At 56.9% G+C, this 23,776-nt stretch carries 22 protein-coding genes; 16 read left to right on the top strand and 6 right to left on the bottom strand.

Translation table 11 applies throughout. The features are described 5' to 3' along the window. The first annotated feature begins 27 nt into the window (after positions 1–27). The 13 genes from nuoE (at position 28) to BMX00_RS14970 (ending at position 12,859) form a co-directional block, all read left to right on the top strand. Complete coding sequence (gene nuoE / locus BMX00_RS05720; protein ID WP_090828044.1) at positions 28–534, top strand: NADH-quinone oxidoreductase subunit NuoE; 507 nt, start codon at positions 28–30, stop codon at positions 532–534. Continuing rightward, the gene (nuoF, locus tag BMX00_RS05725; protein ID WP_177171779.1) at positions 512–1,807 is read left to right on the top strand and encodes an NADH-quinone oxidoreductase subunit NuoF; all 1,296 of its coding nucleotides are present in this window, start codon (positions 512–514) and stop codon (positions 1,805–1,807) included. The genes nuoE and nuoF overlap by 23 nt, the downstream gene beginning before the upstream one ends. After that, positions 1,758–4,649, top strand: coding sequence for an NADH-quinone oxidoreductase subunit NuoG (nuoG, locus tag BMX00_RS05730; protein WP_245727774.1), 2,892 nt, complete (start codon positions 1,758–1,760; stop codon positions 4,647–4,649). Before nuoF ends, nuoG begins: the two co-directional genes overlap by 50 nt. Then, positions 4,642–5,595, top strand: coding sequence for an NADH-quinone oxidoreductase subunit NuoH (gene nuoH / locus BMX00_RS05735; protein ID WP_090828045.1), 954 nt, complete (start codon positions 4,642–4,644; stop codon positions 5,593–5,595). The genes nuoG and nuoH overlap by 8 nt, the downstream gene beginning before the upstream one ends. A gap of 29 nt (positions 5,596–5,624) precedes the next feature. After that, positions 5,625–6,140: an NADH-quinone oxidoreductase subunit NuoI gene (gene nuoI / locus BMX00_RS05740; RefSeq protein WP_090828046.1), complete on the top strand. Its 516-nt coding sequence runs from the start codon at positions 5,625–5,627 to the stop codon at positions 6,138–6,140. 46 nt (positions 6,141–6,186) lie between these two features. Then, the gene (gene nuoJ / locus BMX00_RS05745; protein WP_090828047.1) at positions 6,187–6,738 is read left to right on the top strand and encodes an NADH-quinone oxidoreductase subunit J; all 552 of its coding nucleotides are present in this window, start codon (positions 6,187–6,189) and stop codon (positions 6,736–6,738) included. Beyond that, positions 6,725–7,075: an NADH-quinone oxidoreductase subunit NuoK gene (gene nuoK / locus BMX00_RS05750; RefSeq protein WP_090828048.1), complete on the top strand. Its 351-nt coding sequence runs from the start codon at positions 6,725–6,727 to the stop codon at positions 7,073–7,075. Before nuoJ ends, nuoK begins: the two co-directional genes overlap by 14 nt. Position 7,076: 1 nt before the next feature. Continuing rightward, a complete protein-coding gene (gene nuoL / locus BMX00_RS05755) occupies positions 7,077–9,050 on the top strand; it encodes an NADH-quinone oxidoreductase subunit L (RefSeq protein WP_090828049.1) in 1,974 nt (657 codons plus the stop codon). Continuing rightward, positions 9,047–10,549, top strand: a complete 1,503-nt coding sequence (gene nuoM, locus BMX00_RS05760; protein ID WP_090828050.1) for an NADH-quinone oxidoreductase subunit M — start codon at positions 9,047–9,049, stop codon at positions 10,547–10,549. Before nuoL ends, nuoM begins: the two co-directional genes overlap by 4 nt. Continuing rightward, positions 10,546–12,042 (top strand): NADH-quinone oxidoreductase subunit N, encoded by a 1,497-nt coding sequence (locus tag BMX00_RS05765; RefSeq protein WP_090828051.1) that lies wholly within the window; start codon positions 10,546–10,548, stop codon positions 12,040–12,042. The genes nuoM and BMX00_RS05765 overlap by 4 nt, the downstream gene beginning before the upstream one ends. A gap of 81 nt (positions 12,043–12,123) precedes the next feature. Then, positions 12,124–12,294: a DUF3330 domain-containing protein gene (locus tag BMX00_RS05770; protein ID WP_090828052.1), complete on the top strand. Its 171-nt coding sequence runs from the start codon at positions 12,124–12,126 to the stop codon at positions 12,292–12,294. Between the two features lie 99 nt (positions 12,295–12,393). Beyond that, the gene (locus tag BMX00_RS05775) at positions 12,394–12,672 is read left to right on the top strand and encodes a hypothetical protein (protein WP_090828053.1); all 279 of its coding nucleotides are present in this window, start codon (positions 12,394–12,396) and stop codon (positions 12,670–12,672) included. Between the two features lie 52 nt (positions 12,673–12,724). Then, positions 12,725–12,859, top strand: a complete 135-nt coding sequence (locus tag BMX00_RS14970) for a hypothetical protein (protein ID WP_281245894.1) — start codon at positions 12,725–12,727, stop codon at positions 12,857–12,859. Positions 12,860–12,988: 129 nt separating this feature from the next. Here the strand turns inward: BMX00_RS14970 and BMX00_RS05780 are convergent, their stop codons facing one another. After that, a complete protein-coding gene (locus BMX00_RS05780) occupies positions 12,989–14,452 on the bottom strand; it encodes an MFS transporter (RefSeq protein WP_218141500.1) in 1,464 nt (487 codons plus the stop codon). Here BMX00_RS05780 and BMX00_RS14720 point away from each other — a divergent pair. Beyond that, positions 14,442–14,585 (top strand): hypothetical protein, encoded by a 144-nt coding sequence (locus BMX00_RS14720; RefSeq protein ID WP_218141501.1) that lies wholly within the window; start codon positions 14,442–14,444, stop codon positions 14,583–14,585. The genes BMX00_RS05780 and BMX00_RS14720 overlap by 11 nt on opposite strands. A gap of 372 nt (positions 14,586–14,957) precedes the next feature. Here BMX00_RS14720 and BMX00_RS05785 read toward each other — a convergent pair whose 3' ends face one another. The 5 genes from BMX00_RS05785 to BMX00_RS05805 all read right to left on the bottom strand — a co-directional run bounded on the left by BMX00_RS05785 (position 14,958) and on the right by BMX00_RS05805 (position 21,959). Then, positions 14,958–16,076: a lipocalin-like domain-containing protein gene (locus tag BMX00_RS05785; protein WP_342707146.1), complete on the bottom strand. Its 1,119-nt coding sequence runs from the start codon at positions 16,074–16,076 to the stop codon at positions 14,958–14,960. Further along, complete coding sequence (locus BMX00_RS05790) at positions 16,076–18,640, bottom strand: FtsX-like permease family protein (RefSeq protein WP_090828054.1); 2,565 nt, start codon at positions 18,638–18,640, stop codon at positions 16,076–16,078. Before BMX00_RS05790 ends, BMX00_RS05785 begins: the two co-directional genes overlap by 1 nt. Before the next feature lie 7 nt (positions 18,641–18,647). Beyond that, positions 18,648–19,355, bottom strand: coding sequence for an ABC transporter ATP-binding protein (locus BMX00_RS05795; protein ID WP_090828055.1), 708 nt, complete (start codon positions 19,353–19,355; stop codon positions 18,648–18,650). A gap of 283 nt (positions 19,356–19,638) precedes the next feature. Beyond that, complete coding sequence (locus tag BMX00_RS05800) at positions 19,639–20,658, bottom strand: molybdate ABC transporter substrate-binding protein (RefSeq protein WP_090828056.1); 1,020 nt, start codon at positions 20,656–20,658, stop codon at positions 19,639–19,641. Positions 20,659–20,735: 77 nt separating this feature from the next. Further along, entirely contained in the window at positions 20,736–21,959 is a 1,224-nt protein-coding gene (locus BMX00_RS05805; RefSeq protein WP_090828057.1) for an MFS transporter, read from the bottom strand. Positions 21,960–22,600: 641 nt separating this feature from the next. Between BMX00_RS05805 and BMX00_RS05815 the strand changes: the two genes are divergently transcribed. Together BMX00_RS05815 and BMX00_RS14975 are read left to right on the top strand one after the other, a co-directional pair. After that, the gene (locus tag BMX00_RS05815) at positions 22,601–23,011 is read left to right on the top strand and encodes a hypothetical protein (protein ID WP_090828059.1); all 411 of its coding nucleotides are present in this window, start codon (positions 22,601–22,603) and stop codon (positions 23,009–23,011) included. Between the two features lie 178 nt (positions 23,012–23,189). Further along, positions 23,190–23,771 carry a hypothetical protein gene (locus tag BMX00_RS14975; protein ID WP_177171780.1) on the top strand — a complete coding sequence of 194 codons (582 nt, stop codon included), beginning with the start codon at positions 23,190–23,192 and terminating at the stop codon, positions 23,769–23,771. Positions 23,772–23,776: the final 5 nt, after the last annotated feature.

Consider the following 23,776-nt stretch of genomic DNA (forward strand, 5'->3'; position numbering starts at 1 on the left):
CGTTAATATGGACGCTGAGGGGAACAAATGCTGAGTGCACAGGAGAGGAGAGAAATAGAGGCGCACGCGCGGCACTACCCTAATAATCGGGCGGCATGCATCGAGGCGCTCAAGGTCGTACAGCAGCATCGCGGCTGGGTATCGGATGAGGGCATTGCGGACGTGGCCGAGGCGTTACAGATAACGCCGGCTGAGCTGGAGAGTGTTGCTACCTTCTACAACATGATTTTCCGCAAGCCAGTGGGCAAGCACGTCATTCTGCTATGCGATAGCGTCAGTTGCTGGATCATGGGTTACGAACGCCTGCGCCAGCATCTGACGAATCGGCTGGGCATCGGGCTGGGCCAGACCACTGCCGATGGCCGCTTTACCCTGTTGCCGAATGTGTGCCTCGGCGCTTGTGACCATGCTCCTGTCATGATGGTGGATGACGCGCATTACCAGGACCTGGATCCCGCCAGGCTCGATGAAATTCTTGCCAGTTATCAACAGGAAGAAAAAAAATCAACCGATGGAAACACCGCTGACCCGTAACATTTCACCGGGCAAGGAGCCGCCTGATCTCGTACAGTACGAGAAGACCGGCGGTTATGCCGCGCTGCGCAAGGCTCTGCGTATGTCTCCCGCGGAAGTTCAGGCAATGGTGAAGGAATCAAACCTGCGCGGCCGCGGTGGGGCAGGGTTTCCAACCGCGCAGAAGTGGAGTTTCGTACCGATGGGCGACGATGCGCCGCGCCCGAAGTATCTTGTTTGCAATGCCGACGAGATGGAGCCGGGCACATTCAAGGACCGCCTGCTGCTTGAAGGCGATCCTCACCAGTTGATCGAAGGCATCATTATCAGCGCCTATGCGATCCAGGCCGATGTGGCCTACGTATTTCTGCGCTGGGCATACAAGCTGCCCGCCCGGAGGATGGAGCGGGCGATTGCGGAAGCGTACCGCCACGGCTACGTGGGTAAAAACATCCTGGGCTCGGCATACAGCCTGGAGATGCACCTTCACGTCAGTGCCGGGCGTTACATGTGCGGAGAGGAGACTGCGTTGCTCAATGCTCTCGAAGGCAAGCGCGCCAATCCACGCGCCAAGCCCCCGTATCCCCAGGTGAGCGGCCTGTGGGGCAAGCCCACCATTGTCAATAACGTGGAAACCTTATGCAACCTTCCGCATATCTTGAATCACGGCGCCGCATGGTTCAAGAGCTTGAGCCGCAGCGGCGATGGCGGCACCAAGCTGTACGGGGCAAGCGGGAGAGTGAAGAATCCGGGGTTATGGGAATTGCCCATGGGCACCCCTCTGCGGGAGATTCTGGAAGAACACGCGGGGGGCATGCGCGATGGATACCAGTTTCGCGGGTTGCTTCCGGGCGGCGCCTCGACCGACTTTGTCCTCACCGAGCACCTCGACGCGGTAATGGATTTCGACTCGATGCAGGCAGTGGGAAGCCGTCTCGGCACCGGCACCATGATTGTCCTTGATGACAAGACTTGCCCGGTTGGCATGCTGCTCAATCTAGAGCATTTCTTCGCCCAGGAATCATGCGGCTGGTGCACCCCCTGCTGGTCGGGGCTTTCCTGGATCGAACAGATATTACAGGACATGGAGGAGGGCCGCGGCAAGACTTCCGACCTTGAACTGCTGGAATCCCATACGCATCTCCTGGGTCCCGGCCATACCTTCTGCGCCCTGGCACCGGGCGCAGCCGAGCCCCTGCAAAGCGGTCTCAAGTATTTCCGCGATGATTTTCAGCGCCATATCCATGAAAAGCGCTGTCCCTGGCGTGAACACGGCCACGGTATGCAAATGTGAGGCGAAGGTGACGACTATCCATATCGACGACCGTCCCTATCCCGCGAAAGATGGCGAGAACTTGTTGCAGGAGTGCCTTTCGCTGGGATTCAACCTGCCTTATTTCTGCTGGCATCCCGCGCTCGGGTCGGTAGGCGCATGCCGCCAGTGCGCAATCAAGCAGTTCAAGAATGAGGAAGACAAGCGTGGCAAGGTTGTCATGGCGTGCATGACTGCCGCCAAAGACGGGATTCGGATTTCCATTGATGATTCCGAGGCGCGAGAGTTTCGCGCCAGCGTTGTGGAATGGCTGATGGTGGATCACCCGCATGATTGCCCGGTGTGCGACGAAGGCGGCGAATGCCATTTGCAGGACATGACCGTGATGAACGGCCATGTTTATCGCCGCTACCATGGCCGCAAGCGCACGTTCCATAATCAGGACCTCGGGCCTCTCGTTAACCACGAGATGAATCGCTGCATTCAATGCTATCGCTGTACGCGGTTCTACCGGGACTATGCGGGCGGACGCGACTTTGACGCGTTAGTGCTGCGCAACCAGGTTTATTTCGGTCGCTATCAGGATGGGGTTCTCGAAAGCGAATTCAGCGGTAACCTAGTGGAGGTTTGCCCTACAGGCGTTTTTACCGACAAGACATTGAAGCGGCACTATACGCGCAAGTGGGATTTGCAAACGGCGCCATCGGTGTGTGTGCACTGCGGACTCGGTTGCAACACGATTCCGGGCGAGCGTTACGGCACGCTGCGCCGTATCCGCAACCGCTTCAACGGCGCGGTAAATGGTTACTTCCTGTGCGACCGCGGCCGCTACGGTTATGACTTCGTCAACAGCAGGCGCCGGATCAGGCAACCCTTGCTGCGAAAACATGGAATCGCACCGCTGCAACTTGCCAGCAAACGCGACGCGCTCCAGCTTTTAGGCGAAATCCTGTCCAGCGGAGCCCGGGCGATCGGCATCGGTTCTCCCCGGGCTTCGATCGAAGCCAATTTTGCGCTGCGCACTCTCGTTGGACGCGACCAGTTTTATCTCGGACTATCTGAAAGGGATTCCCGCCTGCTTGCTTCCATTCTGGATATTTTAAAAAAAGGTCCTGCTCGCACGCCATCATTGCATGAAGTGGAATTGGCGGATGCGGTGCTGGTATTGGGTGAGGATGTGGCCAATACCGCACCGCGGCTCGGGCTGGCTCTGCGCCAGGCGGTGCGCCGGCAACCGGAAAAGATGGCGAAAAAAATGGGTATTCCGCTCTGGAATGATCATGCGGTGCGCGAGGCGGTGCAGGAAGAGCGCGGGCCATTGTTTATCGCCACCGTGGCGGATACCCGAATCGATGATATCGCCACCCGGACCTTCCGCGGTCCCCCTGAGGAGCTCGCCCGTCTGGGTTTTGCAGTAGCGCACGCACTCGATCCATCCGCGCCGCAAGTATCGGACGTATCCAATACGACCCAGGCACTCGCCGACGCAATTGCTCAAAAGCTGAAGGCGGCTGAGCGTCCGCTGATCATTTCCGGCATGGGTTGCGGGGATAGAGCTGTTGTTGAGGCGGCAGCCAATGTGGCATGGGCGCTTTGCAGCACCGGCCACGCTGCCGGGCTCTGCTACGCGGTTCCCGAATGCAACAGCCTGGGCGCCGTGATGCTCGGAGGTGGCAGTCTCGAAAACGCACTGGAAGCGTTGGACGACGGCGCGGTGGACACGCTCATCATTCTGGAAAATGATCTTTACCGGCGAACGGATGCCGCCATGGTCGATCGGCTTCTCGCCGCGGCCCGAAATGTTGTGGTCGTGGATCATATCGAGCATGCGACCAGCGCGAAGGCTGACGTGGTGGTACCGGCAGCAACCTTTGCCGAGGCGGATGGCACACTTTTGAATAACGAAGGCCGGGCGCAGCGCTTTTTTCAGGTATTCGTACCTGGGAATGATATCAAGGATGATATTTGGGGCGGCATTGCGGGCGATATCCAGGAGAGCTGGCGCTGGCTGCGCGACATTATGGTTTCAGTCGGCCGCGGGGATGAAGCGCGATGGCCAAGCCTGGATGACGTCACTGCCGCGTGTGCCGCGGCAATTCCGAACCTCGAACCCATTTTGCGCGCTGCTCCCCCGGCGGCTTTCCGTATAGAGGGACAGAAGATTCCACGCGAGCCTCATCGGTATAGCGGGCGCACCGCCATGCATGCCAACGTAAGCATCCAGGAACCCGAACAGCCGGGTGATCCGGATAGCCCTCTGTCATTTTCCATGGAAGGCTATCCGGGCCATCCACCGCCGTCGCTTATTCCCCGGTTCTGGGCGCCCGGCTGGAATTCAGTGCAGGCGTTAAACAAGTTCCAGGACGAAGTGGGCGGCCCGCTCAAGGGCGGCGACCCGGGCGAGCGCCTGATCGAGCCGCTGCAAGGAAAAAAAGTCGCCTATTTTCAAAATGTACCGGCTGGCTTCAAGCTGCGCGCGGGCGAATGGCTGCTGTTGCCGCTGCACCACATCTTTGGTTCGGAGGAGTTGAGTATCCTGGCGCCTCCTATCGCCGAGCTCAGTACTGAACCGTATCTGGCGCTCAACCCCGACGATGCGGTCGATCTTCGCCTGGCTGCGGGGGATGACGCGCAGTTGCTGTTTGGGCCCGAGCTTATGGAAATTTCACCCGGCTTCCCCGAGGAAATTCCGCGAGCGTACTGGCTGCCGGTGCGGTTGAAACCAGAATTGCAACGCGGCACTGCTGGGCTGCCCGTCGGTCTGCCAAGTCCGGGCGGTCTTGCGGGCATCGGATTGCCGGCATTCGGCAAGATAAGAAGGGCGAGGAAGGAGAACCGGATAGAAGAGGGACGCCATGAGTGAATCGGCGCGTATCTGGGCGAACCTGATCTTGATTCTCGCTGCCGTGTTTGCTTTCTCGGCGCTGCTGTCCTGGATCGAACGCCGTTTGCTCGGCGTCTGGCAGGACCGCTACGGCCCGAACCGGGTGGGGCCGTTCGGTATTCTGCAAATTGTTGCCGATTCGATCAAGCTCCTTACCAAGGAGGACTGGGTGCCGCCATTCGCCGACAAGGCGGTGTTCGTGCTGGCGCCGACAATAGTTGCCGTCACTGCGCTGCTTGCATTTGCCGTGGTGCCGATCGCGCCGGACATCGGTGTGGTCGACCTGAACATCGGGTTACTGTTTTTTCTCGCCATGTCTTCGCTTGGCGTTTACAGCGTCGTACTGGGCGGATGGGCGTCCAACAACAAATATTCGCTGCTCGGCGGTTTTCGCGCGGCGGCACAGATGTTGAGCTACGAGGTTTTCATGGGCCTGGCGCTGATGGGCGTTGTCATGCTCGCCGGTTCGTTCAACCTGCGCGATATCGTCGCCGCGCAGGAAAATCTCTGGTTCTGCGTACCCCAGATCCTTGGCCTGGCAACTTTTACCGTAGCGGGCATCGCCGAAGCGCGCCGGCTACCTTTCGATCTGCCCGAGTCGGAGAACGAGCTGGTGGCTGGCTTTCACACCGAATACTCCAGCATGAAGTTCGGCCTGTTTTTCATTGGTGAATACGTCGGCATCACCCTTATCTCGGCAATGATCGTCACCTTATTCTTCGGTGGGTGGCTGGGACCGCTACTGCCTCCATTGGTCTGGTTTCTGCTCAAGACTTTTATCGTCATCGCCTGCTTCGTCCTGCTGCGGGCGGCATTGCCACGGCCCCGCTATGATCAACTGATGGCCTACGGCTGGAAAGTCATGCTACCGCTCACGCTTGTCAATTTGTTGATCACCGGCGCGGTCGTATTGTCTGCGGCATAACCTGTTCAGGTAGCTCGGGAGAAGATTGCATGTGGAATTCCCTGAAGACAATGTGGATCATCTTTCTGCACATGTTCCACCGCCGGGTGACCATTCAGTATCCGGACGAGAAGCCCAAGATTCCGCCGCGCTGGCGCGGACGCATCATCCTGAGCCGCGATCCGGATGGGGAGGAACGATGCGTTGCATGCTACCTCTGCGCGGCGGCCTGTCCGGTGGATTGCATCGCACTGCAGGCAACCGAGGATGAGCATGGGCGGCGCTACCCTGAATTCTTCCGGATCAATTTTTCGCGTTGCATTTTCTGCGGGTATTGCGAGGAAGCATGCCCTACCGATGCGATCCAGCTTACACCCGACTTCGAAATGGGCGAATACAACCGGAAAAACCTGGTGTACGAAAAAGAGGACCTTTTAATCGATGGCACCGGCAAATACCCTGGCTATAACTTCTACCGGGTAGCCGGGGTTGGAATCGGCGGCAAGCACAAGGGTGATGCCGAGAACGAGGCGCCGCCCGTAGACCCACGTTCGCTGTTGCCTTGATCCCGTACCTTAATGAGTATCTTGATTCCTGATTGGGAGGGAGGCCATGGAAGCGACATTCTACTTATCCGCAGCAGTTGCCGTTGCAGCCACGCTGATGGTCGTTACACGGGCGAGTGCCGTGCATGCGCTGCTCTACCTGATCGTGTCCCTGCTCGCCGTTGCGGTGGTTTTTTTTGTGCTGGGGGCGCCGTTTGTCGCTGCACTGGAGGTCATCATTTACGCAGGCGCCATCATGGTGCTGTTCGTGTTCGTGATAATGATGCTTAACCTCGGCAATGCCGCAGCGGTTAAGGAGCGCGAATGGTTGAGGCCCGGCATGTGGATGGGCCCCGCCATACTGTCGGCGTTACTGCTGGCTGAACTGATTTATATCCTTGTGGGGAACGAAGGCGCCGCAATCGCCGGCAGGGCAGCGGTCGACTCCCGGGAAGTAGGTATTACGCTCTTCGGACCCTATCTCCTCGGTGTCGAGCTGGCTTCGCTGCTGTTACTGGCGGGGTTGGTCGGCGCATGTCATCTCGGCTGGCACACCGAGTCAGCTTGGAGTTCACATTCTGAGTCCCTTTCGGACAGCCACGGCCATGAGCACGGCTGAGGCTGTCGCGTCCGCCGCTACCACTGTTGCGGCCGCTATTCCCATGCATCACGGCCTGCTGCTCGCCGCAATCCTTTTCGTGCTGGGAATGGTCGGCATCCTGGTCAGACGCAACCTGATCTTCATCCTGATGTCGATCGAGATCATGCTGAACGCCGCCGGGCTTGCCTTCGTGGTCGCCGGTTCGCACTGGGCGCAGGCCGACGGTCAGGTAATGTTCATCTTTATCCTGTCTGTGGCGGCGGCTGAAGTCTCTGTCGGCCTGGCATTGCTGCTGCTGTTGCATCGCCGCTTCCAGACGCTCGATGCAGACGCGGTGAGCAAGATGCGGGGATAACGTGTTACCCCTGCTCTGGCTTATTCCCACGCTGCCTCTGGCCGGTTTCCTGATGCTGGCACTGGGCGGAAGCCACTTGAGCCGGCGCAGTGTCGCGGTAATTGGAACTGGCTCCGTGGCTCTCTCGGCACTCATCGCCATTCTGATCGCGATCGACTTCATCGCTGCAAGACCGCCGGGTCTCGCTTTTCAGCAGGAAGCATGGGTCTGGATCGCCACAGCCGATTTCTCACCGAAGATTGGCTTTTACCTCGATGCGTTATCGCTAGTGATGGTGCTGGTTGTGACTGTCGTCAGCTTTCTGATCCATCTGTATTCCACAGAATTCATGATTAACGATGAAGGCTACGCGCGCTTCTTCGCCTACATGAATCTCTTTGTCGGCTCGATGTGCATCCTTGTGCTTGCTGACAACCTGCTGTTTCTTTACTTGGGCTGGGAAGGAGTGGGATTGTGCAGCTATCTGCTGATCGGATTCTGGTATCGGGACCCTGATAACGGGCGCGCGGCGCGCAAAGCGTTTATCGTGACCCGGATCGGCGATACCGCTATGGCGCTCGGCCTTTCTCTGCTGTTTACTCATCTGGGAACCCTTGATATCCAGCCGTTGATGCAGCGCGTGACGCAGCAGTGGCCGGAGGGGTCGGAGCTCGCTATTCTCGCTGCAGCGCTTTTGCTTGCCGGTGCGGTGGGCAAATCTGCCCAGCTCCCGCTACAGACGTGGCTGCCTGACGCAATGGCCGGCCCCACGCCGGTGAGCGCGCTGATCCATGCTGCGACGATGGTAACGGCAGGTGTATATCTGATCGCCCGCACGCATGCGCTCTTTTCGCTTGCGCCACCCGTACAACTGGCGGTAGCAGTAATAGGCGCCCTTACCCTGCTGCTGGCAGGGTTCAGTGCACTTGCCCAAAAAGACATCAAGCGCGTGCTCGCGTATTCGACCATCAGCCAGATCGGCTATATGTTCCTCGCGCTAGGAGTGGGCGCCTGGTCCGCAGCGATCTTTCACCTGATGACGCACGCCTTCTTCAAGGCTTTGCTGTTCCTGAGCGCAGGGGTGGTCATCAGGAGTCTGCACGAGGAACATAACATTTTCCGGATGGGTGGACTGAGAAAAAAACTGCCCGTCGCATTCTGGACTTTTCTGATTGGCAGCGCATCGCTCGCGGCGCTGCCGCTCGTTACTGCGGGCTTCTACAGCAAGGACCTGATCCTGTGGCAAGTCTGGTCATCGGCGCAAGGAAATTCATGGCTATGGGTGGCGGGTTGGGCGGGCGCGATACTTACCGGCTTCTACATCTTTCGCGTGGTGTTTCTCGTTTTTTTTGGCGAAGCGAGGACTGCCGTGCCTCTCGAAACCAAGCGGCCGGGCTTGCGCATAACCATACCGCTCGTAGTCCTTGCAACCCTCTCTCTGACTGGCGGATGGATTGAAACCCCACCTTTTCTCGGCAATTTAACGCTGTTTTCCGACTTTGTTCAGCATGCCTTGCCGCCGGCTCAGGTCATTCATGACGGTAAAAATGACCAAACCATTCTGGAGCTGCTCGCAATTGCTGCTTCTCTTGGCAGTATCGCTTTGGCATATCTGCTGTTCCTGCGGTATCCATACTTTATCCATAGCCTGATGCTGATTCCAGTATTGGCAAGAATCAGGAAGTTTTGGGGATCCGGCTGGGGTTTCGACTGGCTTTATGACAATCTGATCATACGGCCCTATCTCTGGCTTGCGTACGCCGATCGGCATGACGTGATCGACAATATCTACAGCATGGCGATTTCATGCACCCTCAGGTGGCTCCAGAAGATCGATCGGCACGACGTGATCGACAATATCTACAGCGGCCTGGCCGAGCTTTGTCTGTTTCTCTATCGTGCCTTGAGTGCAACGCAAAGCGGACAGGTACGCCGCTACGCGGCGGCGATTGCCGCCGGATCGATCGGTATTATATTCATGGGGGTATTCGCATGATCCTCACTGCATTAATTTTCATCCTGGTAGCGGGCGGTTTGCTGTCGTGGATGGCGGATCGCTGGCATCCAGGCGCGGCAAAGTGGCTCGCATTGGCCACGGTGGGGGTCGAGCTCGTATTGGCGATATGGCTTTGGCTGCAGTCTGCCAGCGCTATGGCTCTTCCCGCTCACGTGGGGTGGCTTGGCGAGATCAGGGCGGAGTGGATTCCGCGTTTCGGAGTGAGCTTTCATCTGGCCATGGATGGAATAAGCCTCATCCTGGTCGTGCTGACCGCTTTTCTGGGGATGGTATCGGTGGCATGTTCCTGGACGGAAATCCAGGAGCGTGCCGGGTTCTTTTACTTCAACCTGCTATGGACTCTGGCAGGGGCGGTCGGCGTATTCCTTGCGCTGGACCTATTTCTATTTTTCTTCTTCTGGGAGCTGATGCTGGTGCCGATGTATTTCATGATTGCGATCTGGGGCCATGAGAAGCGGCTGTATGCATCGATCAAGTTCTTCATTTTCGTCGAGGGGAGCGGTCTGCTCATGCTGGTGGCAATTCTTGCGCTGGTATTCGTCCACTACCGCAGCACTGGAGTCCTGACATTCGATTATTTCGAGCTGTTGAATACGGCCATGTCTCCCTCCACCGAGCTGTGGATCATGCTCGGCTTTTTCATTGCGTTCGCAGTCAAGACGCCCATCGTGCCATTTCACAGCTGGCTGCCGGACGCACATACCGAGGCGCCGACAGCAGGAAGCGTGATTCTTGCAGGGGTGCTGCTGAAAACCGGAGCCTACGGGCTATTGCGCTTCGTTGTTCCGCTATTTCCCGAGGCGGCGGGGTATTTTGCCCCGGTGGCGATGGCGTTGGGAGCAGCCGGAGTTCTCTATGGCGCTTTCCTGGCGTTCGCCCAGACGGATTTCAAGCGCCTCGTGGCCTACACCAGCGTGAGTCACCTGGGTTTCGTGGTGCTTGGAATATTCGCCTGGAATCCCTGGTCGCTTGGAGGCGCGGTAATGCAAATGATCGCGCATGGCATCAGTACGGGGGCACTGTTTGTAATCGCAGGAATTTTGCAGGAGCGGACCCACACACGCGATATGCGTCGCTTTGAAGGCCTGTGGAGCGTCATGCCGCGGCTGGCGGCAATGGGATTGTTTTTTGCCATTGCCGCGCTTGGGCTGCCGGGAATGGGTAATTTCGTCGGGGAATTCCTGATACTGATGGGATTATACCGCGCCAGCAGCGTGCTGGCGTCCGTCGCGGCCGTGGCATTTGTCGCCAGTGTCGTGTATGCGCTTGCGCTGGTGCAGAAAACTTTTCATGGCGAGAATACGCATGGTTGGCAACTACATGATCTGTCAGGCCGGGAAATGGCGACCTTGTATTCAATGGCGGCCATTACCCTATGGCTGGGGTTGTACCCGCAGCCGGTGCTGGATGCCGCGCCAAACACCGCAAATAGTCCGCCTGCGATTGTTGTCAGTCAGCATCAGGCGAACATGGAATGAATTCAATATATCCTGATCTGATAGCCTTGTCGCCGCTCATCCTTCTTGCTGTATCCGCGGTAGTGGTGATGCTGGCCGCGGCATTTTATCGCAATCCCCGGCCAGTCATAATGTTGACGCTCCTCGGATTGATTCTGTCATTTACATCATTGTTTCTGCCTCAGAGCATCGCGTCTCGTCAGGTCACAGCTCTGCTGGTACTGGATCACTATGCGCTGTTTTTTATCGGGCTCATCGTTGTCGCGACCTTTGTCGTCGCGGTGTTGTGTTACCGCTACTTCGGCGGAAACGAAAGCCGGCATGAAGCGCTTTACATCCTGTTACTGCTGGCCGCCCTTGGCGGTGGGGTTCTCGTGGCAAGCAGCCATTTTGCTTCGTTTCTCCTGGGTCTGGAACTGCTCAGCATTTCGTTGTTTGCATTGATCGCCTATCCGCGGTTCACAGAGCGTCCTCTCGAAGCGGGAATCAAGTACCTGATCCTGGCAGGGTTCTCATCCGGATTGCTTTTGTTCGGCATGGCGCTGGTCTACGCCCAGCTTGGAACGATGCAGTTTGCGAAAATCGGAACAATGCTTACCGCGCCGGATCAGGCGTTGGAGCTCTACGGGTTGGCGGGGCTCGCGCTGATTGTGACAGGTGTCGGATTCAAGCTGGCCCTGGTGCCCTTCCATATGTGGACTCCGGATGTCTATGAAGGTGCACCCGCGCCCATTACCGCATTCATCGCCACTGTTTCAAAGGGCGCCATGCTTGCCCTGCTGCTGCGCTATTTCCTGATGGCGGGAGCGTACCAGTCGCATCAGATCACATTCGCATTGAGCCTGGTTGCCGTCACGTCGATCCTGGTTGGCAACCTGCTCGCCCTGTTACAGGATAACATCAAGCGGATTCTTGCATATTCTTCCATTGCCCAGCTTGGCTATCTGCTGGTCGGGTTTCTGGCTTTTGATCCGCTGGCAATCGAGGCGGTAGCTTATTTTCTTACGGCCTATTTTGTCACCATGCTGGGTGCGTTCGGCGTGGTAACGGTACGGTCCGGCGGGTTCAATGGCGGGGACAATGATGGGTCCGGTGGCGTAGCGGAACGGGATAGCGACAGGCTTGCGGATTATGCCGGTCTGTTCTGGCATAGACCGTGGCTGGCGGGGGTTTTTACCGCCATGCTATTATCGCTGGCCGGAATTCCGCTGACGATGGGCTTTATCGGCAAGTTCTATATATTGGCTGCTGGCGTGGAAGCATCGTTGTGGATACCCGTGATTGCATTGGTTATTGGTAGCACCATCGGGCTCTTCTATTACCTGCGTATTATCGCAGTGATGTGTGCGCCGGGCTCGCAGGCAATCACTGAACCAACCATGAGGCCCGTTGCATCACCCTCTCTTGTGGAAAGTGTGATGCTGGCGGCGCTGGCGTTATTACTTATATGGCTGGGCGTCTTTCCGGCTCAGCTTATTGATGTGCTTGAAGGAACGGTTGTTAATTTAAGTTGATTGCCCGTATTCGGTTGCTCTGTTCCAACATAACATGAGGGGCTTTTAGAAGGTAAGGAAAAGGAAAAGGGAAATGTAAAAATGCGTGACCCGGAAATACCGTCCGACCCCGATACGATTTCATGTGAAGTATGCTTCAAGGAGATCCCTGTATCCGAGGCAGTGAACGAAGAAGCGACCGACTACGTCCTGCATTTTTGCGGGCTGGAGTGTTACTCGGAATGGAGGAAGCAAGGAAGAGCTTCGGAATGAGGACATCGGGTCAGGACCCACCAGCCCACTTTGCAGGCCGGAAAATATATAGGTACCGTACATGGACGAGGGATGACGGTCGTGAAAAGGAGGTGGACCATGGCAGCGACGGCGGCTGAAAGAATTGTGGTTCAGGCCACCCCGAAAAGTGATCTGCTTAAAGCTAAAAAAACTGGGAATTTCTGTTGGGGAATTGATGCGTCTCAGGATCACTCAGATGAGCATGTCAAAGCGGATGAAGCATTAGGCATTCTTGACGATAAGGCCAACGCTGCGGCAGGCTGGGAATCTGACTCCATTGGCGACGTGCTGGCGTTTGTGGAAGCCAGCAATAAGCGGATAGCCGTAATGGAAGCTATAAAGCATCTTAAAATATAGAGAGGGATGTTTTATAGGCGTTACGGATCGCGTATGAGGTGTCCTGACCTCAATGATAAAGCTGGAGGATGAAGTGGTCCGCCAAAGTACCATAATCAACACTCAGCAGGGAAAGATTGAAAATCTGACGAAGCGTATCATCAGACTTGAAGCAACGCTCGATCTGCTTATGCGCGTGAGCGAATAAGAAACTTCGGCCGGCTAGTACACGCGGACGTGTTTCATTGTGAACTGAACGAGCAAATCGCGCCTCAGGCAGAGCGGAAAGGCACACTGAGAGCCAACGGATGCCAGCGAGAACGCAGCTTTCCCTCGATTACCGGGTAGTCTTGCCGTGCGGGCCGACCGTCAGGAAAGCGCACAGCGCGCTTGTCAGTGCAAGGCCGGCTGCCACGAGCATCACGACGCGAAAGCTTTGCACGAAGGCTTGTTTCAGCTCCTCTTCGAGCGCCCGTCGCTGCTCTCCAACGACCTGCGGCGGCACCTTCGCTTCCGCCAGCTTCGGAACCTCGGCATCCAAAGCGACTCGGATTTCCGCAGGCACTTGCATCCGGGTCATGTGTGCATCCAATGTTGATCCGAAGACGCCGTTGGCGAGCGCGCCGAGGAGCGCGATCGCCAGCATTCCGGCGACACGCGAGACCGCGTTGTTGATGCCCGATGCTGTGCCCGCATATCGCTCCTCGACGGCGCCCATGATGGTCGTCGTCAGCGGGGCTACGCTGACCGCCATGCCTAATCCGAGCACCGCCATCGCGGGGAAAAACGTCGTCCAATAGGATGCGTCGCTGCCAGGAACAGCAAAGAGCGCGAAACCAGCTGCCGCAATAATCGGCCCGATCGTCAGCGGTTTTCGCGCGCCATAGCGGCCGACGAGGCCGCCCGACCACTGCGACGTCATGCCCATGATCAGAGTGAAGGGCAGAAAGGCGGCGCCGGCGAGCGTCGCTGAATAGCCCTGGATTTGGATCAAATTGAAGGGCAGGAAGAACATGGCGCCACCCAGTGCGAAATAGAGCAACAACGTCATCGCGTTGGCGCCGCTGAACACCTCAGACCGGAACAGCTCGAGCGGCATTATCGGCAACGGTGTCGCCGCTTCGTGTCGGACGAACAGGGCGATTATCAGCACACCGCCGATGATGCCGCCGAGGACCAACGGGTCCGTCCAGCCGGAATCGGGTGCGGCGGTGAGACCATAGACCAACCCCGCCAGCCCGAGCGTCACTAGAACACCTCCGACCCAATCGACATCCCTGCCATCGGAGGTGCCGCGGCTCCCCGGCACATGCCGGAAAGCGAGTGCGAGCGTGAGCAAGGCGATTGGAGCGTTGATGAAGAAGATCGCGCGCCAGGACAGTGCGTCCACCAGCCAGCCTCCGAGCACCGGCCCGGCAGCCGTGGTGAGGGCCGAAAATCCGGCCCAGGTGCCGATCGCCTTGCCTCGTTCATCGGCCGGAAAGGCCGCGCTGATGATGGCGAGGCTACCGGGGACGAGAAGCGCGCCGCCAACGCCTTGCACAGCACGCGCCGCAACCAGAGCGCCGATGTTTGGCGCCAATCCGCAGCTGATGGAAGCAGCCGTAAAGATGGCGATCCCGAGCGCAAACACGCGGCGCCGTCCGAAACGGTCGCCTGCCGAACCGCCGACCAGGATGAGCGAGCCCAGCATCAGCAGATACGCGTTCGCGACCCACTGCGCTCCCCCGACAGTGATCGCCAGATCGGCTTGAATAGCCGGAAGGGCTACGTTGACTACAGAGCTATCGATGAAAGCCATGCTCGAGCCCAGAATGGTCGTGGCCAGGACCCAAGGCCGGGCGCGCTCGGCGCAGCCGGTCGTATCCGCCGCACTGCGGATGACTCCCTCATCACATGGCCCCCGCGTTAGACTGATCATCGGCATGTCGTGATCGTTGCGCCGACGGGGCATTCGGTCCCGACTGCTGTGTCTGTGATCCGCATCGGTTGGTTTCAGTACCGGTCTAAAATGGAAAATTCCAGCTCAGTAGGCCTGCCTGGCGAGGCATTTGTTCCTGGCTGGCGAGCGAATTTGGCTGGCTTCCGCTGCGAATACAGATCGGGGATAAGCTTCATTATTCCATCGGCGACCTGTTTTGCATTCTCCATCCCCACTCACGGTGGCCAAGACTATCGCATGGCTCGTCGTGGGGCATTTGAAACCTGGCAGGAGCGGACGTGCGCTCATCGGGGACCTGAGGCTCTCACCCAGTACTTTGAGGCAAGCGTTTGTCGATCAGCGAAGATTTTCGACCCTGTCGCATTCAAAGCTTCAGGGGTTCCACATATCCGGTCAATTCCAGATAGCCGCGGCCGGCGGGTTGGCCATCGCGTGTGATGGTCACCGCGCCTTCCCAATAGACCGCCCCGGTCGATTGTCGGGAGTCGAGTTCCTGGTCATCCATTAATGGAGTGAGCAGCCATGTGGTCGAGCCGGTTTGAATCCGCATTGCAACAGGATAGGTTGCATCGGTATGGGGTGATTGCCAGGTGCGCTGCGGTTCGAATTGCACCTGATCCGGCTCGAACCGGGTGAAGCGGCCGGAAGCATCGCGAATTCCCGCGTATGCCCACACTTTGCCACCATCTTTTCCACGGATTTGAAATGCCATCAGGGCAGAACCATCGTCGAGATTGGCACCGACCCAATCCCATCCGGTGGCGCTCGGGTCGAGGTAAGCGGTGGACCACTCGTGATCGAGCCAGGCTATGCCATTGATGGCTGCTTCCTTGCCGTTGCGCGTAACGGTACCGGTGACCTTTAGCTGAGGTTCACTGTAGTAATAGCTGGCTTGTTCCGGTCGCGGTCCTTTTCGGGAAAAGCCCTGGTAGTCTTGCAGCATCGGCGGCTGGGGGGGAGACAGCGTGAAATTCAGCGTAAAGTCCCGTCCTTTTATACTCGTCTGATAGCGCCCATTTTCTTCGCGCAGCATGGTCCAATCGTCCAGCTTTACATCAGTATTGCCTTGCCTGGTGTAGGCCAAGCCAAAACCCTCGCGCGCGCCCTTTTGATCGTGCAGCAGTTTGCCGAGGGCCGGGTCGGACAACGCCGCATGCGCAATGATGAGTTGGTTCGGTGCGAAACGGCTCGGGTTAGCCCGGTCGTGTTCGGTTGCCACGCGGAAAAACGTGATCTGGAAACCGAGCGGTTTTTTGTCGGGAGTTTCCAGCCAGCCTGTCACATACCACCATTCGTTGCGGAAATCGGGATGGGCGCCGAAGTCTCGGGGAAAAGTGAGCGGTATGGTTTGAACCACTGGCGAGAACTGGGGTGGCGCCGCAAAGCCGGCCGTACCAGCCAGGCAGCAAACAATAAAACACATAGTGAACAAATACTGCGGTGAGGTTGGCATCATTCTGAGATTACGTTTTAAAAATCGCATTACCAATCTTCCCGCACCGCTCGTATTGCATTTCCCGATACCGCACGGCGTCCAGACGCCAACGCGGTCATGGCGGCTGACGCCATTAATATAAAAGCCACGGCCAGCAATTCTTTCCACGGCAGGCTCATCTGCATTGTCCAGTGGAACGACTGCGGATTTACGATAAAGACGAGGATCAGGCTGATGCACCAGCCGAGCGTAAAGCCCAGGATGGTTCCCAGCGCGGTCAGAAGGCCGCCTTCGACGGCCAGCATACCGAGGATCTGACGGCGCGTCATGCCGATGTGGCGCAGCATGCCGAACTCCCTGATGCGTGACAGCGCTTGTGCTGAAAAACTGGTCGCCACACCGAGAAGTCCTATGATGGTCGCGACACCTTCGAGCAGGTATGTCACAGCAAAGCTGCGGTCGAATATATTCAGGCTTAACGCGCGTATCTGTCCCGGCTCCGAAAACTCCAGCGCATCGCCAAATGGTAAGTGTTTCATCGATGCAATCACCTGTTCAGGCGTTACACCTTTTTGCAGCCAGAGGGCGGCGTCATTTACCAATGGGTCGTCCGTAAGCGCCTGATAATCTCCCAGCCGTATCTGTATCGCGCCGAATTGCCGGCCATAATCCCGCCAAACCCCCGCGACAATGAAAGTCGGCGCGGGAATGGCTATCGGTAGCGTCACCTGTTTGCCTAGCGTATAACCATATAGATCAACCATTGCTTCGGATACCCAGATAGGTATGGCATTCTTGGGAAGCAGGCCGGGCGCAATCACCTCACCCGTCAAAGGTAAAATGTTTTCCGGTTCCGCAACATCAATAGGGCGGGCAATCAGTGCGACGTTAGGACGGTCCGGATTGAGCGTCAGTTGCGACGTGCGAAGAAAGTCGGCGCGGACGATGCCGGGCGTGTGCGCGAGCGCTTCCATTTCGTCGCGAGTGAGGCCGCGCGCGTCCCCGCCCGTGGCCGTGCGTAAATAGAGATCCGCAGGAAGGATATGCTTCAGCCAATCGTCGACCGATACGCGGAAACTGGCCACCATGATTCCCATTGCAACGATCAGGGTAAAGCTTGCCAGCACGCCTCCCAGTGCGATCGCTGCCTGATTGGGTGCGTTGGCAAGCCGTGCCAGTGCCACGGTTGTCAGGGTGGGCATGGTCCCGGACGTGCGCCGGTTCATCATCGAAAATACCGCGGAGAAAATCAATGCGGAAAGGCGGGGCATGAGGGCAATACCCCCTACCAGTAACTGCGCCACTGCCAGATAGCCAAAAACCGGTAAATCCGAAACCGGCGGCAATTGCGTCAACAGGACCCCAGAGGCCAGGCAGAGCAATCCGGGCCAGGGGCTGCCCAGCTTGGAGAGCGCCACATTCTCACTTCCCGATTTGAGCGCCGGCGCGGGCTGCGTGCTTGCGGCTTCCCAAGCCGGAACAGCGCTGCCTAGCAATGTAATGCTCAATCCCACGATAAAAAAGATCACCGCAGCCAGCGGGTCGAAATGGACGCTCGGTTTCACCCCGGGGAAAAACCCGCCGCCAAGATCTCCGCCAAAATAATGCAGTGCGGCTGCAGCGGTTGCATAGCCCAAGGCGAGTCCGGCGAGGGAACCGATAACGCCGAGGACGGCTCCCTCGAATAACACCTGCCCCAGAAGTTGACCTCGTGTCAGCCCCAGCACTCGCAACAGTGCGAACTGATGACGCCGCCGTACGACCGATAATGCCTGCGTCGAGAATACCAGAAACGTGCCGGTAAACAGCGCAACCATTGCAAGCATGTTCAGGTTCACGCGGTATGCGCGTGACATGTTGGCGACCCGCGCTTCCTGATCGGCGGTTTCAGTGATCAGATACTGCCCGCGCGGCTCGAGCTCCTTTTCCAGTGCCGCTTTAAAAGCGCCTCGATCGACACCCGGCATCAGTTTCAGCTCGATACGCGACAATTGCGCCATACGCCGAAAGCGCCATTGCGCCGCGCCGATATCCATAACGCCGAGGCGCCGGCCCGCCTGGACGCGTCTCAGGCCGCCGGCAATCCGTAGCGTGATAGTTTGGGTTCCGACGCGCAATTGAAGGGTATCGCCTTGCTTGACCCCCAGCCATTCCATTGCTGCGGCGGAAAGAAAAATGGCGTCATCCCCCAGGACGTCGAACAACTTGTCTTCACCCGGAATCCCGATCAGATCCGGTGCCATGACTGAAGCGCGAAAAATATCCAGTCCGAGAATTTTCAAAGTGGCGGCTTTTCGTTCGTCCGAAGCGGCAGGAATAGCAACGTCGAGCTCCAGTACCGGGTTGGCAAGCTCGACACCATCATGCTGTGCAAGAAAGGGATATAGCGATTCATCGAAGGTCGCTCGCGGGCTGCGCACTTGCAGGTCGGATTGACCTGAAATACTCCTGGCGGCGGCAGAAAATTCGTTGAAGGCGGCTGCGTTGATCAGGTGAATCGCAAAGCCAAGCGTCACCCCTAGGGCAATCGCAATAATTGCAACAGCGGCCTGTGTCCGATGAGCCTGCCATTCGCCCGACAACAGCCAGCGAGACAGCGTACTCTTATTCATCCCCTGTTCACCCGGTGCCTTGCGCGGTACGGTAGGAATCCGCCTGGTCTTCCGATGCCACCGGATGCAGTCCGTCTTTTGCCAGCACCAGAACGCGGTCCGCCGTGGCAGCGGCCGCATGCGAATGGGTGACCATGATGCCGGACGCACCGTTTGCCTTGATCTCGGCGCGCATCAGCCTGAGGATATCCTGTGCGGTATCCGGGTCCAGGTTGCCCGTCGGTTCGTCAGCCAGAATCAAGTTGGGACGATGCACCAGCGCCCTCGCGATCGCGACCCGTTGCAGCTCACCGCCCGACAGCTGGCGGGAAAAATGGTCGCCTCTGCCGTGCAGGCCCACAGCGTCAAGCATTTGTTCGGTGCGTTCCATAGCGCGTTCCACCGGGACGCTATTCAGCAGCAAGGGCAGGGCGATATTCTGGCTCAGCGTCAGATGCGGCAGGATATGAAATGCCTGAAAAACAAATCCAAATTCCTTGCGCCGGAGGCGGGTGGCCGCATCGTCATCCAACGAAGCGATCGCGATGCCGTCAATCAATATCTCACCGGTATCAGGCGCATCCAGGCCGGCAATCAGATTCAATAGTGTCGATTTTCCGACGCCGGACTCGCCCATTATGGCCACATACTCACCCGCGGCAAACGTGTAGGACAAATCTGTCAGCACCTGTCGCCCATTAGCGTAGGCTTTGCCAATATGGCGCAGTTCCAGCATGGATTTCAGCACCCAGACCGCGCGGCGCGATGCTTGGCCGTTGTGGTTAAGGATAGTTTTGTTGCGTCCGCGCAGCGGACATAGCTGACGATGATGGTGAGTTGTCGCATGAGATGGGTGAGCGCCGGAAAGGCTTATTGTACCTCGTTGGCGCTCGAGCGCCCGTATTCCGCTGCGTGGGTAGCCCGCAGCAGCATAGCCGAGGGTCTGCTCAGAAGCGGAGCGAACAGCGAAGGGTGCCCGAGCGGACTTGCCGAGCTCTACCCATGAAAGCGGCCGCGGCTTAGTTGGACTGAATGATGTTTGCACGTTCCGCTGGTGCGACGAAATCGAAGCCGTGCTGTTCATAAATTGCCGCCGCCGCGTCAGTGCGGATGAATTCGATAAATGCCTGTGCCGCGGTTTCTCGCTTCGTACCTTTGATCTTGGCAATTCCGAGCGAATCAACGTAATTACTTTCGGGCGGCAACACAACATAATCAAATAAGTGCGGCATTGTTCTCTTCAAATAGTCGCCAAGGTGAAAATACATCGGCGCCACATCGGCTTTCCCATCGGCGATGAATTGTGGATTTTCTCGATGTTGAACTGCACGGGGAGAAATTGTCGTGGATTTTGCCAGCACCTGTCGTGGCAACTCCGTTCCGCCCTGTCCTCGCAACGTCTTGGCATAATTCTCAAAGGATGCCGGTTCACGCTGAGGCGAGGAAATTGCAACCCGCACGTCATTACGCAGTAGGTCTTTCACTGATGTGATGTTCTTCGGGTTCCCCGCTCTGACCAGAAGCACAATGCCTCGATTGCGGGCATAAATCGTATAACTGTCGATGTGGCCATCGTCGAACAGACGTTTCTGCTGGCGCGGTCCAGTCATGAATACGTCGGGCCACAATCGTCCAGGTCTCACATCGAACCACATATTACCCACCACCAACTGACCCGATGCCATCGCGTCCAGCAATCGGCCTGGCGGTAGCGTTGCATAAAAGATGTTATCCAGTTTGAGCATTTTGAATGAATCTTGCTGGCGGGCCCATTCACGAAATGCGGCGATTAAATCTGGTACCGCGCGATATTGATTTCCTGCCATGAAAATCGCCAGGTCCGGCTCGTTCGGATTGCCATGAAAATCTAGTAGATAGTTCGATTTGGCCACTTCATAGTGGGTGGCATTCGGCTTCAAGGGACCAGGGCGTTCCGCTCGCCACGGAATGGCTTCGGTTGGATCATATGTGTCCGACGCCTCCACATTGCTGATCATGAGTGCGGTAATGATGAACAGGCAGTGTAATCGGCATGTCATTGAATACCCCTCCAGTCGGAGCTGCGCTGCTGACTGAGCTCTTTTGGCGGATCTCGGAGCAGTGACGCGTCCAAATGCTAGTCATGCAAGACGCGTTCCTCGGGTGGACGCACCGTTCGAAACATTCTCAGCAGCAATAAATCATAGGTTATTTTCAAGCCCCCTGCGATCACCAGCGGCCAGCCAAAAGAGGAAATGGTCAGCAGATATCCAGCCAGAAGGGGACCGGCAGCAGATGCCAGACTGCGCGGAACGGTCGTGATACTCGCTGCAGCCGCGCGCTCCGACGGAGGCACGATGGCCATGACATATGAGCTTCGCGTTGGCACATCCATTTGAGAAAGAAGGCTTCGTATAAGCAACAATGTGATAGCCCAGCCCAATGTAGGCATGAAGGGTATGAGAATCAACAGTATATTTGCGGGCAAATGCGTAAAGACCATGGTATTGACCAATCCGAACCGGTCGGCAATGCGAACCGCCGCCAGGTAAGAGACGGCAGAGAATAGGCCTGCCCAGAAAAAAATAGTTCCGGCCACCGCGACGGAAAGCTCGAACTTCTGGAACAGCCATAAGGCCAGCATCGACTGAACGATAAAGCCGCCGCCAAAGGCATCCAGACTGAATAACCCGGCGAGCGTATAGACCAGCTTTCTGGATTTCTGCAATGGAACATGGTGCGGCTTGCGCGCAGCTTGTGTCTTCGCGGTAACCGCATCGCCCGGCAGGGTCCCGTAAATTGCCATGGATAGCAAGCCGATTACGCCGTAGAGCGCGAACATCATTTGCAGCGCAACTGGAGTTTCTACTTTTATAGCGGAGCTCATCACGCCAGGCAACCCGGCTGCTAGCGCCCCGACGGCTGCTACCAATGCGCCGACCAGGCTATAGCGCGCGAAAACTGCGGTGCGCTGCCGATCTTCGACAAATTGGGAAAGCACCGCATGCTCGAGCGGCAAAAATACACTCACATCCCCACTGGAAGGATTCAATGTACCAACGAAAGCGATCAGCAATAAAGGCCAGAAGCTTGATAGTACGGCAAACCCGAACCCGGTTGCAGCCATAAGCATGGCGGCAATCAGAAGCAAAGTTCGATATGCAAAACGATAGGCCTGAAAACCAGCCAGGAAAGTCAGCAAGCCGGAGCCGATCAATGTTGCGGTCGTGATGACGCCAACCTGGAACGGGCTCATGCCCAGCTCGATCAGGTAAATTGGCAGAAGCAGGCTGACGTATCCGTCGGCAAATGCCCGTAGGCCCCGGACCCATAAAACACGGTTAAGAATTGGTGATTTCATCTATTCAATCTAAATGAGCCTTGTAGCGAATCCTGTGGCGAACCCTGTAGCGAACTCATCAAAAAAGTGAAGGTCGAGTGTTGCAAAAACTCATTTTGGATCAGAGCGATAATCTGCAAGATAAACAGTCAACTGCTGGATTTGGGTTCGGAGCGGTCACGTGACTGAAATTATCGGACATTACGTCAATAACAAAACCTGTCTCACCGTTATCATGAGCATGTTGACCCCTTCTTGCCATCTAAAATGATGTTGTCCACGTTTCTCACCCTGAAAGTTTCATGGTTGGGATGGCGTACCATCCGGATGGAAACGCGATTTAAGGACCTCTGAACAAGTTCCTCATGGAGCACTCGGTTGGCAAATGAGTGGCAACAGATTGCCAACCGGCATGGCAGATCAGGAATGGTCGCGCGCGATGCAGGGGCACGCCGGAGGCCTCGCTTGCGTTTCAACGATGATAGCGGTGTCAAGAAACGTTACAGTGAATGCGCCCCATTTTTCCGCAGTCGTATGGATAATTTGCTATTCAAAATTCCATAACCTATAAAACAGAAACACCTTACTTTAAACCCAGAGCGGTCAGCTTGACTGGTTCCACCAAGACCTGTTCCTTTCAATTTTATGCAGTGGAGAATCCTATGAGACAGCCCTCTCCCGGATCACTGTTCCCATTCGCACGCCGCCTTATTTTTTTTGTTTTGTTGCTCATTGGATCGGCATCGCACGTTGCGTTGGCACAAGCGCCATCGTCAGTTGAAACGACGATGAAAAACATGCTCTCCGCCATTCAAGATAACTCGTTGACTGACTTTGTGGCATCTGGAGATCCAACGTTCCGAAGCGGAATGACGCAAGAAATGCTCGACAGCGTCCGCCAGGCACTTGCCTCGCGCCTCAAGCAAGGATACACCAGCAAATTTCTAACCAGCCTCAATCAGCAGGGATTCATAGTCTATTTATGGAAAGTGGAGTTCAAGGACAACAATGACGACATTCTTGTCACTATAGCCATGAAAGATGGAAAGGTAAGCGGATTCTGGTTGCGATGATTTATATGGCGGCTTGCTTAAACTTCTCGGCTCGTCGCATAACGGACAATACCTAAATACCTATTTTGGCAGCGTGGAAACTCGTATTGACCTGACCTGGTCTAATTGATATTTAAAATTCATTTACGGGTTCCTCTTGTTCCTCTTTCTTGTTCCTCTTAACAGACCAGCGCATTTTATGAAAAGTCATGCCAAGAAGATGGGATCGATATGCATTGCCCTGATCCTGCTCGCGTGCACCCCCTATGATTCCGTATGGGCGCGTGGTGGTGGCGGTGGTGGCGGTGGTGGCGGCGGCGGGCATGGTGGTGGCGGCGGGCATGGTGGCGGTGGTGGAGGGGGCGGGCATGGGGGAGGTGGACACTTTGGAGGAGGAGGTCATTGGGGCGGGGGACACCCTGGCGGAGGTCACTGGGGCGGTCACTGGGGCGGCCATCATCATCGCGGTTTTGGTTTCTTCCCTGGCGTGGGCCTGGGATTGGGCTTGGGGTATGGTTTGGGCTGGCCTTATTATGGTTGGGGTTGGGGCGGGCCTTATTATGGTTGGGGTGCGTCTTATTATGGTTGGGGTGCACCTTATTATCCGCCCGTGCCTTCCGCGCCGCCAGTGTATGTCCAGCGCCAGGACTTGGAGCCATCTGCACAGCAACCCAATAATTACTGGTATTACTGTCGAAATCCGGAGGGGTATTATCCCTACGTCAACGAATGCGTCGAAGGCTGGCTGCAGGTGGCGCCCCGGCCCTCTGATCAACCATAGGATCC

Origin of the sequence: Nitrosovibrio tenuis (assembly GCF_900109785.1) — a bacterium.
Classification (GTDB): Bacteria; Pseudomonadota; Gammaproteobacteria; order Burkholderiales; family Nitrosomonadaceae; genus Nitrosospira; species Nitrosospira tenuis_A.

Bases quoted from the DNA above. Each gene is read 5' to 3' on its own strand.
- nuoE (WP_090828044.1), top strand. From the start codon at position 28: ATGCTGAGTGCACAGGAGAGGAGAGAAATAGAGGCGCACGCGCGGCAC.
- nuoF (WP_177171779.1), top strand. From the start codon at position 512: ATGGAAACACCGCTGACCCGTAACATTTCACCGGGCAAGGAGCCGCCT.
- nuoG (WP_245727774.1), top strand. From the start codon at position 1,758: ATGAAAAGCGCTGTCCCTGGCGTGAACACGGCCACGGTATGCAAATGT.
- nuoH (WP_090828045.1), top strand. From the start codon at position 4,642: ATGAGTGAATCGGCGCGTATCTGGGCGAACCTGATCTTGATTCTCGCT.
- nuoI (WP_090828046.1), top strand. From the start codon at position 5,625: ATGTGGAATTCCCTGAAGACAATGTGGATCATCTTTCTGCACATGTTC.
- nuoJ (WP_090828047.1), top strand. From the start codon at position 6,187: ATGGAAGCGACATTCTACTTATCCGCAGCAGTTGCCGTTGCAGCCACG.
- nuoK (WP_090828048.1), top strand. From the start codon at position 6,725: ATGAGCACGGCTGAGGCTGTCGCGTCCGCCGCTACCACTGTTGCGGCC.
- nuoM (WP_090828050.1), top strand. From the start codon at position 9,047: ATGATCCTCACTGCATTAATTTTCATCCTGGTAGCGGGCGGTTTGCTG.
- BMX00_RS05765 (WP_090828051.1), top strand. From the start codon at position 10,546: ATGAATTCAATATATCCTGATCTGATAGCCTTGTCGCCGCTCATCCTT.
- BMX00_RS05770 (WP_090828052.1), top strand. From the start codon at position 12,124: ATGCGTGACCCGGAAATACCGTCCGACCCCGATACGATTTCATGTGAA.
- BMX00_RS05775 (WP_090828053.1), top strand. From the start codon at position 12,394: ATGGCAGCGACGGCGGCTGAAAGAATTGTGGTTCAGGCCACCCCGAAA.
- BMX00_RS14970 (WP_281245894.1), top strand. From the start codon at position 12,725: ATGATAAAGCTGGAGGATGAAGTGGTCCGCCAAAGTACCATAATCAAC.
- BMX00_RS14720 (WP_218141501.1), top strand. From the start codon at position 14,442: ATGAAAGCCATGCTCGAGCCCAGAATGGTCGTGGCCAGGACCCAAGGC.
- BMX00_RS05780 (WP_218141500.1), bottom strand. From the start codon at position 14,452: ATGGCTTTCATCGATAGCTCTGTAGTCAACGTAGCCCTTCCGGCTATT.
- BMX00_RS05785 (WP_342707146.1), bottom strand. From the start codon at position 16,076: ATGCGATTTTTAAAACGTAATCTCAGAATGATGCCAACCTCACCGCAG.
- BMX00_RS05790 (WP_090828054.1), bottom strand. From the start codon at position 18,640: ATGAATAAGAGTACGCTGTCTCGCTGGCTGTTGTCGGGCGAATGGCAG.
- BMX00_RS05795 (WP_090828055.1), bottom strand. From the start codon at position 19,355: ATGCTGGAACTGCGCCATATTGGCAAAGCCTACGCTAATGGGCGACAG.
- BMX00_RS05800 (WP_090828056.1), bottom strand. From the start codon at position 20,658: ATGACATGCCGATTACACTGCCTGTTCATCATTACCGCACTCATGATC.
- BMX00_RS05805 (WP_090828057.1), bottom strand. From the start codon at position 21,959: ATGAAATCACCAATTCTTAACCGTGTTTTATGGGTCCGGGGCCTACGG.
- BMX00_RS05815 (WP_090828059.1), top strand. From the start codon at position 22,601: ATGAGACAGCCCTCTCCCGGATCACTGTTCCCATTCGCACGCCGCCTT.
- BMX00_RS14975 (WP_177171780.1), top strand. From the start codon at position 23,190: ATGAAAAGTCATGCCAAGAAGATGGGATCGATATGCATTGCCCTGATC.